Raw genomic sequence first — 15,236 nt, 5'->3', positions numbered from 1 at the left:
CCTTTAAATCCTGTTGCCTGATAACAACCGGTCTGGTCTTAGTAGCGACGCTCGCGGATACGGGCAGCCTTACCACGCAGATCACGCAGGTAGTAGAGCTTGGCACGACGAACACGGCCGTGACGCACTACAGTAATACTCTCCAGCATTGGAGAGTGCAGCGGGAATACTCGCTCAACACCAACATTGTTGGAAATCTTGCGAACAGTGAAGCTGCTGGAGATGCCTTTGTTATGACGGGCGATTACAACACCCTCATAGGCCTGCAGACGTTCAGTCTTCACTACGCCGTTTTTGGTGTCTTTAAAATCGATAAGACGTACGTTTACGCGGACAGTATCACCCTCGCGGAAAGACGGGATATCATCACGTAGCTGATCTTTAGTTACATCATCCAGTGCACGCATTTTGTTTTGCCTCCAAACTTAACCACTGTCGGGCCCATATTTTTCAACCTTTTTTCAAGCGATCCAGATAAATCGCCAAGGCAGCCCGTACAGAAAGGTGGCGCACTTTACCGATACCTTCTATCGGTGACAACCATCCATTTTCATTCGGCATGTTATCGCTATCCAGACCCCAGCCTGTACCCAGCACAATCAGGTGTTTTCCGGCCATTTTCGGGATCTCGGATGGCTCAATCGTATGCCCCTGCGGCGGGGTTGCTGAGGTGTACCAGAGCTTGTACTCATCCAGTCCCGGAATTTCCTCTATGGATTTAACACAGCGGATCGCCTTCAGCACTTCACGGCGGCCCGGATTACGCTCACCACCTGCACCATTAATATAGTAGTCGGTCATATCATGGATCAGTGCATGCATGCCATCGGCCGGATGCACAAGGTAGACAGGTGCCACATCATAAAAGGCACAGCAGCGTGCAAAATCGTGCACATCAATCGAGGTGATGGCAGTGGTTCCCGTCCCGCCTGTGCGGGTAAGGATAGGATGATGGACCAGCGCTACAGCAATTTCAGACATGGCGGCAGCTTAATCGCTCTGCTTTCTCACGCAAAGCAGATATACCATCAATCCGATCACCATACCAAAGAGGTGAACCTGCCATGCCACAACAACGCCGGCAGGAAGTTCAGAGAGCGCGGGGAACAGAGCCAGCGCCTCACCTGCCACTTTAGCAATCAACAGCAGTATAAACAGCGGACCAATCCAGATCGGAACTGAGCCACTCTTTGCCTGCACGATCAAATGCAAGCCGACCATAAACCAGAGCATGGCGGCCAACCCCGAAGCACCACGATAACTGTTCATCTCCGGCACCAGCCATAACAGCAGCAACGAGATCAGCGGCAGCGCCACTATAATTGAGATGGCAAACAGGTAAGGGCTGATAACGCGGTGCAACACCAATCCCAGCAGTGCCACAAGGCCTGAATCGGCAATCAACTGGGAGAGCGTATAGTGGGTCAGATGGCCACTCCACAGGCGCCACCACTCACCCGCCACTGCTGCATTGGAGTCATAAACAAGCGCCGCCTGATAGGCCTCAGGCAGAAACCAGACCAGCCAGCAGAGCAGCGCAACCGCCAGAGCTGCCAATCTATTTCCGGTTTACAGGTTGCTGCGGAGTCTCCGGCAACTTGTAATCCTTCAGCTTGGTAGGCAAAGCCTTCTTCTTCCTGGCTCTTATCTTTTCAATCCGGCGCAGGTTCTGCTGCGTATAGATTTGATAGAAGGCGTTAAAGGCCAGTAATCCGACAAGCGCACCGAAGATGTGCACCTGCCAGGGTGGGATATAACCACGCGGCATATCCAGCGATGATGGCATCAGCCCCAGATACTCCACGGCAATCTTTCCAATCAGAACGGCCAGCAGGCAGTAACCGAGAACGAACTGAAAATTAAAACCTTTGCTCTCAACAATCAGATACCAGCTAACCACCATCCAGAGCATCATCACCATCGCCGATGCACCACGAAAATGTTCCAGAGCCGGCACCATCAGAACCACCAGCGCCGTAATCACCGGCATGGCAAACAGAAAAGCGAGCAGTAGATGCAGCACTTTGGTAAAACGGCCAACAACAAGTGCAAGGAAAAAGAGCGTGCCGACATCGGCAATCATGTGACCACGGGAGTAGTGAACCAGATGCGAGCTCCAGAGCCGCCACCACTCGCCATTAAGAATGGCAAAGCGGTCGAATGCCAGCCGATCAAACTGATCGGGACCGAGAAACCAGAGAGCCGCAGTGGCAAGGATAAAGAGCAGACCAACCATGAGCCAAGAGTACGTCTTGAGATGTTTGGCGCAATGATGTCTGTCACTGCCCGGCTTAACTCTTCGATGCAGTCAGGCCGTTTTACGTGTACCTTCGCCCCATTCTTCTGCAGGGATGTATTTATGACAGATATCGGCCGACTGAACAGACTGAAAGTGGTGAAAGAGCTCGATTTCGGCGTCTATCTCGACGGTGGTGAGCTGGGCGAGATTCTGATGCCAATCCGCTATGTGCCTGTGCCGTGCAATATTGGCGACGAGCTTGAAGTGTTTGTCTACCGTGACTCTGAAGACCGTCTTGTTGCCACGACAGAAAAACCGTTTGCTATGGTTGGTGAGTTCGCACTGCTCAAGGTTGTCTCTGTCACCAACATGGGTGCATTCCTGAACTGGGGTCTGATGAAGGATCTGCTGGTGCCGTTCGGCGAGCAGAAGCCGCGCATGGAGGAGGATAAATCCTACGTCGTGCGCATCTACCTCGATGAGGAGAGCAACCGCATTGTCGGCTCTGCCAGACTCGATGATTTTCTCTACCGCGAATCCGAGGGTGAACTTGAGGCAGGTGAAGAGGTGTCCATCTTCATCTCCAACAAAAGTGATCTCGGTTATCAGGTGATCGTTAATGACACCTACTGGGGACTACTGCACAACAATGAGGTAGCCGTGCCGCCCCGCCGCGGTCAGCGCCTGACCGGCTACATCAAAAACATTCGTGAGGATGGCCGTATTGATCTCTGCCTGCACAGCAAACCAAGTGAGAAGACCGATGATGTCTCACAACTGATTATCCGTGCCCTCAGAAAAAATGACGGTTTTATCACCACCACCGACAAAAGTTCGCCGGAAGAGATTCAACAGCGGTTCGGCACCAGTAAAAAGATGTATAAAAAAGCAGTCGGTGCACTCTACAAAAAGAAACAGATCACAATTGAGACCGATGGCATTCGCCTGCTCAATGCCTGGGCCACAAAAAAAAAGTTAACGCTAAAATAGGCAATGCAGCAACATCAGTAACATTCACTGCTATACTTATGCCAGACATCAATCAGGGCTCCCCACCCCTTCGGAGGTTTTATGAGCGATAAAAACAAGACCCGCAGCATGGCGCTGTTTTGCGATTTCGAGAATGTTGCCCTCGGGGTGCAGGATGCTAAATATGCTGCATTCGATATTCAGAAAGTGATGGAACGGCTGCTTCTTAAAGGCAACATTGTCGTTAAAAAGGCCTACTGTGACTGGGAGCGCTACAAAAAATTCAAAGCTCCCATGCACGAAGCCTCCTTCGAGCTGATTGAAATTCCACATGTGCGCCAGAGTGGCAAAAATTCTGCGGATATACGCATGGTCGTTGATGCCCTCGACCTCTGTTACACCAAATCACATGTGGATACCTTTGTCATCATCTCAGGTGATTCCGATTTCTCACCGCTGGTCTCCAAGCTACGCGAGAATGACAAGGTAGTGATCGGTGTCGGTGTTAAGAACTCCACCTCTGACCTGCTCACCTCCAACTGCGATGAGTTTATCTATTACGATGATCTGGTTCGTGACTCCGAAAGCAAAGGCAAAGCCAAACGCAAACGCAGCAGCGCCAAACCCAAGAGCAAAGCTGCAAGCCCGAATCTGAAAGAGGATCCCGAAACACTGAAACAGGAGGGGATCGATCTGGTCATGGCAACAGTGGAGGATCTTTTCAAAGAGCGCGGTGAAGAGGAGAAGGTGTGGGGTTCGATGGTCAAACAGACATTGAAACGGCGGCAACCCGGCTTCTCTGAGAGCTACCATGGCTTCCGCAGCTTCGGTCAACTACTCGATGAGGCACAAACTCGCGGCCTTCTGGTGCTTGAACTGGATGAAAAATCAGGTGGTTACATCATCAAAAGCTTCTCGCAAGACGAATAACGCTGACCGGCCGCCTCAATAAGGAAGAAAAACTCATCACGCAATTGTGAGAATTATTCTCACAGCAACTGAACTGGTTCAAACCAAAGGCACCAATCGACAGGAGTGTCGATTGGGACGAGCAAAGCACGCCCGCAGGGTGATGGCCACGGATGGCCTGAATCAAAAAAAGGCCCCGGGGGAGGATCCGGGGCCATATTTGCACTTCTTCAACACGAGTATAAATCAGTGTCCGAAGGGGGTTAGGAGGGAGGGGAGGGAAAACCTGCTTCGGACAACTCGTAGATTAGAGTGGCTGCGTGATGCATCTGTGAATTGACCATGAAAAAAAGTTCATGCTTACTATTGCAGATAAATTTTCCACATTCACGATTTTGGCATCATATATGCTCATAGATTTATAACAGTTCGTTACACTGGTTTTATGGCTTATAAGGTTGGGCCGATGCGTACTGAACGGGAGCTTGTCTATCCTCTCTGTGTGAATCCCGAATTCGGGATACCTGATGCGAGGATGCTGCGCCCACCTTTTCGAAAAGGGTTCAGATCGTTATAGGTCATAATACCAGTGTAATGAAAATGACGACAACTTAACGAAGGCCTGCCTCTCCCCCTCCCCCCTCTTGGCAGGCCTTTTCGTTTCCACTCACAAAACTTACAGTCTCATGATCAAACACAAAGAGAGATTCCCCTTAATGATCAGCATCTGCCAGCGCCTTAGCAAAAGCGGCTTCCAGAGCACTCAGCGGTTTCTTCTTATTGCGATCCAGCTTCTGCTTTACCTGATCCTTAGCCGTTTTTGGCTTATTGGGACGAGTTGCCTTCTGACGTGGACTATTCGAACGTGGTCTGTCGCTGCCCTTGCTGTCACGACTACGCCCTGAACGACCAGACTCTGAAGGAGCCTCTTTTTCAACAGGAGCACCCGCTTGATCATCCATACGCATGGTCAGAGAGATGCGTTTACGTTTGGCATCCACCTCCAGCACCTTCACCTGCACCACGGCACCGGCTTTCACCACCTTACGGGGATCATCGATAAACTGATTGGTCAGCGCCGAGATATGTACAAGGCCATCCTGATGCACACCGATATCAACAAATGCACCGAAATTGGCGACGTTGGTCACCACCCCTTCCAGAATCATGCCTTCACGCAAGTCGCGCAGCTCTTTTACACCGGATTTGAACTTCGCGGTTTTAAATTCAGGACGCGGATCGCGACCCGGCTTCTCCAGCTCCAGAAGAATATCGGACACAGTGATCTGACCGAATCTCTCATCGGCAAAATCAGCAGCCTTCAGCTGCTGCAGAAAGTCGCGGTTTCCCATCAGCTCAGCCACCGGCCTGCCTGTGCGGGCCACGATCTTCTCTACCACAGGATAGGCCTCCGGATGCACTGCAGATGCATCCAGTGGATTATCACCCTTGGGAATACGCAAAAATCCTGCTGCCTGTTCAAAACTTTTTGGTCCGATGCCCTGCACCTTGAGAAGCTGTTGGCGACTGCTGAAAGCCCCCTTTTCATCGCGGAAGTGAATAATATTTTCAGCCATTGAGCGACTGAGACCCGCCACATGGGTGAGCAGCGCTGCCGAAGCTGTATTGATATCAACACCGACATGATTCACACAATCTTCAACCACACTGTCAAGACTGCGGGCCAACTGACTCTGACTGACATCATGCTGATACTGACCGACTCCGATCGATTTCGGTTCAATCTTCACCAACTCAGCCAGCGGATCTTGTAGTCGACGGGCAATCGATACTGCCCCGCGCAGGGAGACATCAAGATCGGGGAACTCCTGAGCTGCTGTCGCAGAGGCTGAGTAGACCGAAGCGCCAGCTTCGGAGACCATTACCTGCGTAAGATGTAGCTGGGCAAATCGTTCACGCAGCTCTTTCACCAGCGCTTCGGTTTCACGCGAGGCTGTTCCGTTGCCGATTGAGACCAGGTCCACATGGTGTTTATCGGCCAGTACAGCCAGTGCAGCAATCGCCTCATCCCATCGTTTGGCCGGGGCGTGTGGATAGATGGTGGTGGTATCAAGCACTCTGCCGGTCGGATCAACTACGGCCACCTTCACTCCGGTTCTCAGACCCGGATCAAGCCCCATGGTGGCACGCTGCCCGGCAGGTGCAGCGAGCAGAAGATCACGCAGATTATTGGCGAACACCTTGATCGCCTCCTCTTCAGCCTTGTGGCGCAACTCGACAAACAGATCGAGCTCCAGACGCATGAATATCTTCACCTTCCACGCCCATCGTACCGTCTCCAGCAACCAGCTATCGCCAATCCTGCCGCGATCACTTATTCTGAAGTGGCTGGCAATCGCCGATTCACAGTAACCCGCCGTTGAACGACTCTCAGCCTCATCATCCTCAAGTATTTTCACACTTAATATGCCTTCATTGCGACCACGAAACAGCGCCAGAGCCCGATGTGATGGAATCCTCTTCAGAGGTTCACGGTAATCAAAGTAGTCTGCAAACTTGCCACCCTGCTCCTCTTTTCCTGCTATCAGAGTACTGACCAGCACTGCATGTTTACTCAGATAATCACGCAGACGACCAATCAAATCGGCATCTTCAGCAAACTCTTCCATCAGAATCTGTCGCGCACCATCAAGGGCAAGTTCAGCACTCTCAATGCCGTGCTCTTCATTAATATATGCTTCAGCCAATGCTGCGGGATTCTGTTTCAGATCGGCCATCAGCGCATGAGCCAGTGGTTCAAGGCCTGCCTCACGGGCGATCTGCGCCTTGGTACGACGCCTTGGTTTATAGGGAAGATAGAGATCCTCCAGACGCGCCATCGTTTCAGCCGCTTTGATCACCTTCTCCAGTTCAGGGGTAAGCTTCCCCTGCTCATTGATCGATTTCAGGATGGTGGCCCGGCGTGATTCCAGATCGCGCAGGTAACGCAGACGCTCTTCAAGATAACGCAACTGCGTATCATCCAGCCCGCCGGTCACCTCTTTACGATAACGGGCAATAAACGGCACCGTTGCACCGCCATCCAGAAGTCCGATAGCAGCCGTAGTCTGGCGCTCGTTCACCTTCAACTCTTTGGCGATACGTAGTTCAATTCGCATGGTTTCTCCCGAAACAAAACAGTGTGGGGCATCATCTTCGGCGACCCCGAAGTCGGCGGCAGTTTATAGCCAGTTTTAGAGAAAGAAACGGGCAATCCTCACTGCCACTTTTAGATACAATAAAAAGGCCCCGACATTAGCCGGGGCCTTACTATTCTCCAGGAGGAGAATGATTGTCCGGAGAAATCGAGGGAGGGGAGGGAGGGTGATCGGCTCCGGACAGCCGAGACAATGCGTGGGGGAGGGTTAGACTCTTGTGAACCAACCATGAAGATAATTTCATCCTGCATTTGCTTATCCGGAGATACCATCTATACTGGTAACATCAACAACTTAACGAAGGCCTGCCACCCTCCCCTCCCCCGGCAGGCCTTTTCGTTTTCCCTTATCCCTCAGTATATTCAGAGCGCACTATCGGAAGGTGGCTCGCCACTCACCAAAATCATCGCGAAAGACCCGGTAATCGACGACTGTATCAAAGGCGAGTTTCTGCTCATTGCCTTTGGCAACCTCCAGATCACAGACCCCTTTCACCTGTAATCTGTAGGGCCAGTATTCATGGGTTGCATTAAAGCGGCCCTGCCTGATGATGCGGATAGTGGAGATCTTCACATCTTCGGCATATCCATTATGCACATCTCTCAACCAGCTTAGCGGAACACCTCTATCCACACTCTTCTGCACCAGTCGTTTGAGCTCGAAAAACTCCGGTGCGATGTATGATCTGGCCCTGTCGGCCATGGCTCCGGCATGACGGAAGCCGGGTACAAAACGGTCTGCCTGATCAAAAGCAATGGCTGCCTGATCAAACTCCTGACGATCCATCAAGCGCTCGCCCTTTCTATAGTACCGTCGCGCATCCTCGCGGTTGGCAAGATCGGTATAGCGGGCTGAGAGCAGACCGGCATCGCGGAAATCGGGGACAAAACCGAGTGCGGTGGTAAAAGCTGCAGCCGCATCCCTGTAGTGGTGCGCCTCTGCCAGCCGTTCACCCTGCAAATAGTTGGCAAGCGCATCTTCCTGGTCAGCGATTGCCTTGTATTTCATGGCCAACTGATGTGCATCCTTAAAACCGCGAATAAAGGCATCGGCTCTGGCAAAGGCAGTGGCGGCAGCGCGGTGCTCATGGGCACCTACCGCCTGCACCCCTTTAACATACTCGATTCTCGCATCGGCCAGATCGGCAAGGTGTTTTGTTTCTGCTGCCAGCTTGATGGCATCTCTGTAACCGGCTACAAAGGAGAGTGCCCGGTTAAACTCGCCAGCTGCCTGACGATAATCTTTCGCCGCCTGATAGCGCTTGCCGCTACCATAATGGCCTGCAGCAGCCTGCTCATAAGCCTCATCGTGCAGGGCCGCCACATCATGTTGCCTGATCGCCAGCAGCTGGTTCATCGCGGCTCGTTTGGCCTTGGTCACCTGCACTCTCGGCGCATAGATCCGCATCGCATCCTGAATGCTCTGCACGGTACGATTCATGGCGATAATGCGATCATAACCATAAGCAGCCCGGTCCCAGTTGGCTTCAGCCTTGGAATGGTCAATCTCTGTCAGTTTCTGTGTAAACGCATTTTCAGCAATGGAGGGAAACAGAGCGATGGTTTTATGGTTACCAATCTCAGCATTAAGCGATTGTGAGGCCTGATCAAAAGCCGAGGCATAATCTCCCTTCTGCATACTCTGCTCGGCCAGTTTCTGATTTTTCTCTGATACCGACGCACAGCTGGCGAGTAGCACCAGCGCCGCAAATATCACAACAACCTGTTTCATCAACCGCATCTGACCACCTCCAACCACGATATCGCAGACAATACATCAGAGGTTGATGAGCAACAGTTCATTTTTTCACCCCCTGAAGCGTTAGCAATCCACCATTGGTAATATGCTGCAGTGAATCAATTTGCCACACAGGTGTGTCACTTTGTTGCAATCAGCCCATTGAACCCCAAGCTTTGCCCCCATGAACACGTACTGCGCACATAAGAAGATTGCACCGATCGGTTGGCTAGTGGCCCGCCGATTCGACTTCCTGTGCCCGGACAGTTCTGATTAACTAAAAGAGAGTTACTGCTGCTGAACGGCCACGGGTTTTGCTGAACCCGTGGCCGTTTTTTTTGTGCCAGCAAGCAGCGCTTGTCCCGCTGCGCGATAGCAATGACTTCGAGTCCTTGAACCTACTAATAAATAAAATGAGGAGAGTAAAATGAGTGTGCCATCGGCGTATTTAGGCGTCATTATCATCTGGAGTACCACCCCGCTTGCCATACTGTGGAGCAGCGAAGAGGTCGGTTTTGTGTTTGGTGTAACCAGCCGAATGCTTATCGGTGCCGTGCTGGCACTGATTGTAGCCGCACTTCTGGGTTCCGGACTGAAATGGCATCGCCGCGCCAAACTCGCCTACACTGCTGCTGCCATCGGCATCTATGGCGGCATGATCAGCGCCTACTGGGCTGTACAGTTCATCCCGACCGGCTGGATCTCGGTAATCTTTGGGCTCTCTCCGCCCTTCACTGCCCTGATGGCGCAGTTGTGGCTGGAGGGTGAGAAGCTTACCCGCTCCAGGCTGTTGGGCATGCTGATCGGTTTGCTGGGTCTGGCGATCATCTTCGGCTCCAGTTTCAGTCTCAATAATCAGGCGGCACTCGGTGTACTCGGCATGCTGGTCTCGGTGAGCATTCACTGCGCCAGTGCGGTATGGATCAAACGTATCGATGCAAACGTACCTGCTATCGTCATGACCAGTGGTGGGTTGCTGTTTGCCGCACCGCTGTTTTTGCTGACATGGATCCTATCGGGCGCTCATCTGCCCGATGAACTATCCATGAGAACCATGGGGGCCATCGGTTATCTTGCCCTGCTCGGTTCAGTATTGGGGTTTGCGCTCTACTACTATGTACTGAGCAAGGTGGAAGCAACAAAAGTGGCACTACTGACGCTGATCACGCCACTATGCGCCCTGGGTTTGGGGCATTTGTTTAATAATGAGCCATTAACCCTGAACATCATCGCGGGAACAGTTCTGATTCTCTCTGGTCTTGCTGTCTTTGAATTCAGCAATCAGGCCGGACGCATTAGGGCACGGTTTCTGCGCTACTAAATCAAATCAGGGCCCTGCCAGTGCAGGACCCTGATTTCACTTCACACATCAAGACGCTGCTATCATCTCGCCTACGGCAACGGTTAAAGCAGAGATCTGGAATGGCTTATTCATCACACGGCTCTGTTTAAAATCCTCAGCCAGCATATCCCTCTGTTCAGGCCCACCTTCATAACCGGTGATATAGATAACCGGCATTTTCTGATCTATCACCCTAACCGCCTTGATGAAGTCGATACCGCCCATTTTAGGCATAACAATATCGGTAATGATCAGTGAAATATCCTGAACTCTGGATTTAAACAACTGCAGTGCCTCTTCGCCATCACCCGCCTCAATCACCCGATAACCATTGCTCTCCAACACCTCACACATGGTATGGCGCAGAGATGCCTCATCATCAACTAAAAGGAGAAGCTCGCCTGCTACTGTCGAGGCTGGCGCCTCCTCTTCAATCGCAATGTCATCGGCTTCTCTTCCACTTAATGGCAGATAGATATAGAAGGTAGTGCTCCACCCCTCTTCACGCCCCACCTCAATAACACCGCCATGCCCATTGACTGCACCATAGACCATAGCAAGCCCTAATCCCGTACCTTCGCCAACCCCCTTGGTCGTAAAAAAGGGCTCAAATATTTTAGATGCCTGCTCCGGCTTGATGCCTGACCCATTATCTGAAACGCTGATTCTGGCAAAGTAATCGCCCTGCATATCTGGATGCCGCTTACGAAAGCCATCATCAGCCTGAAAGCGACTGAGTACACATCGGGTCTTAGGATTTTCAACGCCAACCACAGCATCACAGGCATTATTCACCAGGTTCATCATCACCTGCTGAAACTGTGTTGAGTTCCCATAGACAAACAGATCATCATCGCAGAAGTCTGTGTCATGCACGATGTTTTCAGGAATAATGGATTTTGCCAGTCGGTATCCATCCCTCATAAATTCATTGAGGGAGAACACCCGCTTCTCAAGCAGATCTTTTCTGGCAAAAGCCAACAGCTGCTTAATCATTTCTGTCCCTTGATCAGCAAGGCTATCGACACTTTTTAGTCGCTGCGCACTCTTTTCCAGATCTTTCAGTTCTCGACTTGCCAGATAGGTGTGTCCTTTAACTGCCGCCAGAATATTATTAAAATCATGGGCGATACCGCCTACGAGCGTACCTAGTGCCTCCATCTTCTGAGACTGTAGAAGCTGCTCCTCCAGCTCCTGGCGCTCCGTCATATCCTGCTGAACACTGACATAGGCAACGATCTCACTCTGATCGTTGAGAATAGGTGTTACCGACATCACCACTGGATAAAAACTGCCATCCTTTCGGCGATCTATCAGCGTACCACGCCAGGTCTGACCCGATATAATCGTTTGCCACAACTGCGCATAGACTGATGCATCCTGAGCAGAGCTTTTCAGTGTCGAAGGCTTTTCGCCTATCAGCTCCTGCGCAGAATAACCCGATACCCGCTCTAAAGCCGGGTTCACATATTCGATAATACCATGCCGGTCAGTCAGCATGATCAGCTCATCAGCATGTTCAACAGCCTGCGATAGTTTCTCCAGCAGCCTCTGGGAATGAACCTGGCTGGTGACATTGATAATGGTGGCCATATAGGCGTGACGACCCAGTGACACGTCGAAATGGCCCTGGTCATTCCAATGGATCTCCACCTTGGATTTTTTTCCTGCTTTCGAGCTAAAAGAGCCCGGTACAGCCTGTGTTGATGCGCCACTCTCTACCAGTTGTGCGAATGACGCCTGCAGTGAACTTCGACAAAGATCACTGGAACAGAACTCCCACAGATGAGAGCCCATTAACTCATCTTTACTGCACCCGAGAATGTCGCATATCTTTTGATTGGCAAACAACAGCTGACCCGAACTGTCACACTGAACAACGCCATAGGGCATCGCATCAAGAATGGAACGGCTCTGCATCAGACTCGCCTGAACACGGTCTTTGGCCAGACCGATAAGGAAGCCAGCCACACCACCAACCAGCATAGGCACCAGAAACCTGAAGATCTCATCCTCATGACCAGTGCCATGCAGAGCAATCCGGCCAAACAATGGCACTATGATCATGCCCACAAGGGCGTATTTTATTCGTTTCTGCATCCAGCAATTCCCCGGGATGCTATTCCTTAACAACCCCGTATAACTTCACATAAACATATTCTAAATTGATATCATATTGGCACATTACATCGAACCACCATACAGACAACCGTCACCAGCCGCGGCATATTGTCGCAGACCTCACTCGATTACAGCATCAAAGCTTACTGTGCGCGCCTGCCAATCAACTGACGATAGGCCAGAATAAATAGCACAATCCAGATGGTAGAACGCAGGGTCATGGCTGCAACAGTGCGCATCTCATAGGCGCCATCAGCAAAGATATGCAGTCCAAAAGCGGCAAAAACCAACAGCGTGGCAACTGCAATCACCAGAGCGATACCCGCAGCCCATGGCTTGCGCAGGGCGAGACCGACACCGGCAATCAGATAGACAAATCCGGCAGTGAAGTTAAACCAGAGCACAAAGGGCACATAGTTGCCTGCTGCAACTCTGTAGCTCTCATCACCGAACAGCACCTGCCCGCCTGATTTGATGGTTAAGATGCCAAAGATGATAGCTACGGCAGCAGCAAGCCAGGTGGTTACATTACTTATGGTTGATTGTTTGTTATGCATTGTATGGCTTCAGCTTTCGCAGCTGCCGCAGGCACCACCGGGTTTAACACCCAGCTTGATGAGGATCTTCTCCATCAGGCACCAGCGGGTAAAACCGGACTGGAACAGGTTGGCACCCACAAACAGGGTAAACCAGAGCCAGGTCGGCTCGTTGAGTACTGAACCATTATAGATTGAGCTCAGGGTCACTGAAAGCATGATAAAAAATCCTGCAATAATTCGGATAACGCGTTCTGTCGTCATAATATTCTCCTCTTTCTTACTTATTGATTGCTACTTCAGGCAGCTGGAAGCTGGCGTGACAGGCAATACAGTTATTCATCGTTTCAGCCAGTTTTCTCTGAATGGCTTTGCTCGGCTCACCCGCTTTGGCCATATCAGCGATTTCATCAAAGGCGTAGTGGGTTCCGAAACCGAGTTTCTTAAACTCAAGTGGCAGTTTGGCGCGAAGCCTGAAATCAACGGTGGCAATGGCAGCACTACCGATGGGGCGTGCCGCAGCTTCTACGGCTGCCAGATCATCATTGGCCAGCGCCTCGACAACAGCCTGTGTTGTCTCAAGCAGCAGCCTCATCTCATCGAGCACAGCAAGTCGCTCAGCCGGCTCAAGAATAACAGCCGTGCGACCATCCTCAGCCTTCTCTGTGCTGCCAAGCACAATCACTTTGAATGCGCCCACAGCCAATATCGTTACCAACAGTCCAATCGCGATCCAGTGAGGTGTGGTTTTTTTCATGTTATTTTCTCCGTTGTTTTTCAATCTATCTGATCGCAATCAATCGTTCTGAAATCTTCTTCAGTGTTTTGATAGTGATCGCTTTCTCTTCATCAGGAATATCACTGAGCACCTCCTGCTGGAAATCACGCACCAGAGGTATCATCACCGCCAGCGCCTGATGCCCCGTTTCTGTCAAACCAACGCGAAAACAGCGCCGATCGTCCGGGCACGGGTTGCGCTCCACCAACCCCTTCTTTACCAGCCCGTCGATGCGGCGGGTGATGGTGGTTTTATCACGCATCAACAGCTGTGTGATCTCCACCTGAGTCATCGGCCCCTGCTTCATCAGACGAAAAAGAATGCCGAAATCCTGTGCCGATAACGGGTAGCCGTTGGCTGCAAAGCGGCGGGCAATCTCTTCGGTCATCAGAAATGCCGTACGATTCACATTCAGACCAATGGCCTGCTCCAGCTGAAAATCCAGTATTGATTCACTCATACTTCTCTCCTGTGGGCCGAACCTTATGCACCTTAGTTGTATTATGCAACTATTGTGCTATGCATCTTGTTGATTGCGCTATCGCTATGCATCGTTAAGCGATCCATTCAGAGTGGCGCCATGCTCAGCTACCAACATAGTTACCACGCCGGCAATCACGCCGATGTATTGAAACATATCATTCTTGGCGATGTTCTTGCCGGCATGTTCAATAAAGAGAAACCACTGTTTATGCTCGATGCTTTTGCCAGTCGTGGCATCTATGCACTGGATTCAGAACAGGCGCTGAAGAATCGAGAGTTCGACAGTGGCATTGGCAAACTCTGGGAGCTACGCAACTACGGTAATCCGCAGGGTGTAGCGCGCTGGTTCAAGCTGATCGCCACAGAAAACCCTGAAGGTGGCTTTAACCGCTTCCCCGGCTCCACCGCGCTGCTGCATAACATGGCTCGCGAACTGGATAGATTAACCGCCTGCGATCTGCATCCACAGGAGTTTGATAAACTGCGTGAGTCTTTTCAGGCCAACCGAAGGTTCAGCCTGCTTAAACGTGATGCCTTTGAAGCACTGAAAGCACTACTGCCGCCGAAAGAGAAACGCGGCCTGATCTTTCTCGACCCCTCCTATGAGATCAAAGAGGAGTATCGGGCTATTGCCAAAGCCGTTACTCAGGCGCACCGCCGATTTGCTACCGGCGTTTATGTGATCTGGTATCCGCTACTGCCAGCCGAGAGACACCTCGATCTGTTCAGAGAGCTGAAAGCTTCAGGTATCAGAAAAATCCTGCGCGTGGAGCTTGATTGCGGCGACTGTTTCCCTGAGATGCAGATGAGTGGTTCAGGCATGCTGATTGTTAATCCGCCCTGGCATGCCGAGCAGGCGATGAAGGACTCACTTAACTGGGTCTGTGATCACCTGACCGATGGCAAAGGCAAAAAATATTTCGGCTGGCTCGTCCCGGAATAATAGACAACTATCGAAGAATCA

At 51.4% G+C, this 15,236-nt stretch carries 15 protein-coding genes; 4 read left to right on the top strand and 11 right to left on the bottom strand.

Translation table 11 applies throughout. From position 1 onward, the window contains the following. Positions 1-38: 38 nt before the first annotated feature. Genes rplS through F3F96_RS01560 form a run of 4 tightly spaced genes read right to left on the bottom strand, consistent with a single transcriptional unit; the run spans position 39 to position 2,236 of the window. A complete protein-coding gene (gene rplS, locus F3F96_RS01575; RefSeq protein WP_176961493.1) occupies positions 39-407 on the bottom strand; it encodes a 50S ribosomal protein L19 in 369 nt (122 codons plus the stop codon). A gap of 43 nt (positions 408-450) precedes the next feature. After that, positions 451-981, bottom strand: coding sequence for an RNA methyltransferase (locus tag F3F96_RS01570; protein WP_176961492.1), 531 nt, complete (start codon positions 979-981; stop codon positions 451-453). 9 nt (positions 982-990) lie between these two features. Next, the gene (locus tag F3F96_RS01565; RefSeq protein WP_176961491.1) at positions 991-1,557 is read right to left on the bottom strand and encodes a rhomboid family intramembrane serine protease; all 567 of its coding nucleotides are present in this window, start codon (positions 1,555-1,557) and stop codon (positions 991-993) included. Position 1,558: 1 nt separating this feature from the next. Then, positions 1,559-2,236 (bottom strand): rhomboid family intramembrane serine protease, encoded by a 678-nt coding sequence (locus F3F96_RS01560; protein WP_176961490.1) that lies wholly within the window; start codon positions 2,234-2,236, stop codon positions 1,559-1,561. Between the two features lie 123 nt (positions 2,237-2,359). On the opposite strand from F3F96_RS01560, the gene F3F96_RS01555 reads away from it, so the two are divergent. Both F3F96_RS01555 and F3F96_RS01550 read left to right on the top strand, forming a co-directional pair. Then, positions 2,360-3,229, top strand: a complete 870-nt coding sequence (locus F3F96_RS01555; RefSeq protein WP_176961489.1) for a S1 RNA-binding domain-containing protein — start codon at positions 2,360-2,362, stop codon at positions 3,227-3,229. Positions 3,230-3,310: 81 nt separating this feature from the next. Continuing rightward, positions 3,311-4,138: an NYN domain-containing protein gene (locus F3F96_RS01550; RefSeq protein ID WP_176961488.1), complete on the top strand. Its 828-nt coding sequence runs from the start codon at positions 3,311-3,313 to the stop codon at positions 4,136-4,138. 692 nt (positions 4,139-4,830) lie between these two features. Here F3F96_RS01550 and F3F96_RS01545 read toward each other — a convergent pair. Next, positions 4,831-7,236, bottom strand: a complete 2,406-nt coding sequence (locus F3F96_RS01545; RefSeq protein ID WP_176961487.1) for a Tex family protein — start codon at positions 7,234-7,236, stop codon at positions 4,831-4,833. Between the two features lie 411 nt (positions 7,237-7,647). Further along, positions 7,648-9,015: a hypothetical protein gene (locus F3F96_RS01540; protein ID WP_241697584.1), complete on the bottom strand. Its 1,368-nt coding sequence runs from the start codon at positions 9,013-9,015 to the stop codon at positions 7,648-7,650. A gap of 424 nt (positions 9,016-9,439) precedes the next feature. Here F3F96_RS01540 and F3F96_RS01535 point away from each other — a divergent pair, with 424 nt between their 5' ends. Continuing rightward, on the top strand, positions 9,440-10,333 hold the full coding sequence (locus F3F96_RS01535; protein WP_176961486.1) for a DMT family transporter: 894 nt from the start codon (positions 9,440-9,442) through the stop codon (positions 10,331-10,333). Positions 10,334-10,381: 48 nt separating this feature from the next. Here the strand turns inward: F3F96_RS01535 and F3F96_RS01530 are convergent, their stop codons facing one another. The 5 genes from F3F96_RS01530 to F3F96_RS01510 all read right to left on the bottom strand — a co-directional run bounded on the left by F3F96_RS01530 (position 10,382) and on the right by F3F96_RS01510 (position 14,249). Then, entirely contained in the window at positions 10,382-12,421 is a 2,040-nt protein-coding gene (locus tag F3F96_RS01530; protein WP_176961485.1) for a PAS domain-containing sensor histidine kinase, read from the bottom strand. Positions 12,422-12,618: 197 nt separating this feature from the next. Beyond that, positions 12,619-13,032: a hypothetical protein gene (locus tag F3F96_RS01525; protein ID WP_176961484.1), complete on the bottom strand. Its 414-nt coding sequence runs from the start codon at positions 13,030-13,032 to the stop codon at positions 12,619-12,621. Between the two features lie 9 nt (positions 13,033-13,041). Beyond that, positions 13,042-13,275: a DUF2892 domain-containing protein gene (locus tag F3F96_RS01520; RefSeq protein WP_176958327.1), complete on the bottom strand. Its 234-nt coding sequence runs from the start codon at positions 13,273-13,275 to the stop codon at positions 13,042-13,044. Positions 13,276-13,291: 16 nt separating this feature from the next. After that, on the bottom strand, positions 13,292-13,768 hold the full coding sequence (locus F3F96_RS01515) for a hypothetical protein (RefSeq protein ID WP_176961483.1): 477 nt from the start codon (positions 13,766-13,768) through the stop codon (positions 13,292-13,294). 25 nt (positions 13,769-13,793) lie between these two features. Then, the gene (locus tag F3F96_RS01510) at positions 13,794-14,249 is read right to left on the bottom strand and encodes a MarR family winged helix-turn-helix transcriptional regulator (RefSeq protein WP_176961482.1); all 456 of its coding nucleotides are present in this window, start codon (positions 14,247-14,249) and stop codon (positions 13,794-13,796) included. A gap of 120 nt (positions 14,250-14,369) precedes the next feature. Here F3F96_RS01510 and F3F96_RS01505 point away from each other — a divergent pair, with 120 nt between their 5' ends. Next, complete coding sequence (locus F3F96_RS01505) at positions 14,370-15,215, top strand: 23S rRNA (adenine(2030)-N(6))-methyltransferase RlmJ (protein WP_176961481.1); 846 nt, start codon at positions 14,370-14,372, stop codon at positions 15,213-15,215. Positions 15,216-15,236 lie beyond the last annotated feature (21 nt).

The organism is Mariprofundus sp. NF (genome assembly GCF_013387455.1).
Lineage (GTDB): Bacteria > Pseudomonadota > Zetaproteobacteria > Mariprofundales > Mariprofundaceae > Mariprofundus.
The sequence above is the reverse complement of the archived record's forward strand: the minus strand, read 5'-3'. Positions and strand labels throughout refer to the sequence as shown.

Bases quoted from the DNA above. Each gene is read 5' to 3' on its own strand.
- F3F96_RS01555 (WP_176961489.1), top strand. From the start codon at position 2,360: ATGACAGATATCGGCCGACTGAACAGACTGAAAGTGGTGAAAGAGCTC.
- F3F96_RS01535 (WP_176961486.1), top strand. From the start codon at position 9,440: ATGAGTGTGCCATCGGCGTATTTAGGCGTCATTATCATCTGGAGTACC.
- rplS (WP_176961493.1), bottom strand. From the start codon at position 407: ATGCGTGCACTGGATGATGTAACTAAAGATCAGCTACGTGATGATATC.
- F3F96_RS01510 (WP_176961482.1), bottom strand. From the start codon at position 14,249: ATGAGTGAATCAATACTGGATTTTCAGCTGGAGCAGGCCATTGGTCTG.
- F3F96_RS01570 (WP_176961492.1), bottom strand. From the start codon at position 981: ATGTCTGAAATTGCTGTAGCGCTGGTCCATCATCCTATCCTTACCCGC.
- F3F96_RS01530 (WP_176961485.1), bottom strand. From the start codon at position 12,421: ATGATCATAGTGCCATTGTTTGGCCGGATTGCTCTGCATGGCACTGGT.
- F3F96_RS01540 (WP_241697584.1), bottom strand. From the start codon at position 9,015: ATGCGGTTGATGAAACAGGTTGTTGTGATATTTGCGGCGCTGGTGCTA.
- F3F96_RS01560 (WP_176961490.1), bottom strand. From the start codon at position 2,236: ATGGTTGGTCTGCTCTTTATCCTTGCCACTGCGGCTCTCTGGTTTCTC.
- F3F96_RS01550 (WP_176961488.1), top strand. From the start codon at position 3,311: ATGAGCGATAAAAACAAGACCCGCAGCATGGCGCTGTTTTGCGATTTC.
- F3F96_RS01515 (WP_176961483.1), bottom strand. From the start codon at position 13,768: ATGAAAAAAACCACACCTCACTGGATCGCGATTGGACTGTTGGTAACG.
- F3F96_RS01545 (WP_176961487.1), bottom strand. From the start codon at position 7,236: ATGCGAATTGAACTACGTATCGCCAAAGAGTTGAAGGTGAACGAGCGC.
- F3F96_RS01505 (WP_176961481.1), top strand. From the start codon at position 14,370: ATGCTCAGCTACCAACATAGTTACCACGCCGGCAATCACGCCGATGTA.
- F3F96_RS01520 (WP_176958327.1), bottom strand. From the start codon at position 13,275: ATGACGACAGAACGCGTTATCCGAATTATTGCAGGATTTTTTATCATG.
- F3F96_RS01525 (WP_176961484.1), bottom strand. From the start codon at position 13,032: ATGCATAACAAACAATCAACCATAAGTAATGTAACCACCTGGCTTGCT.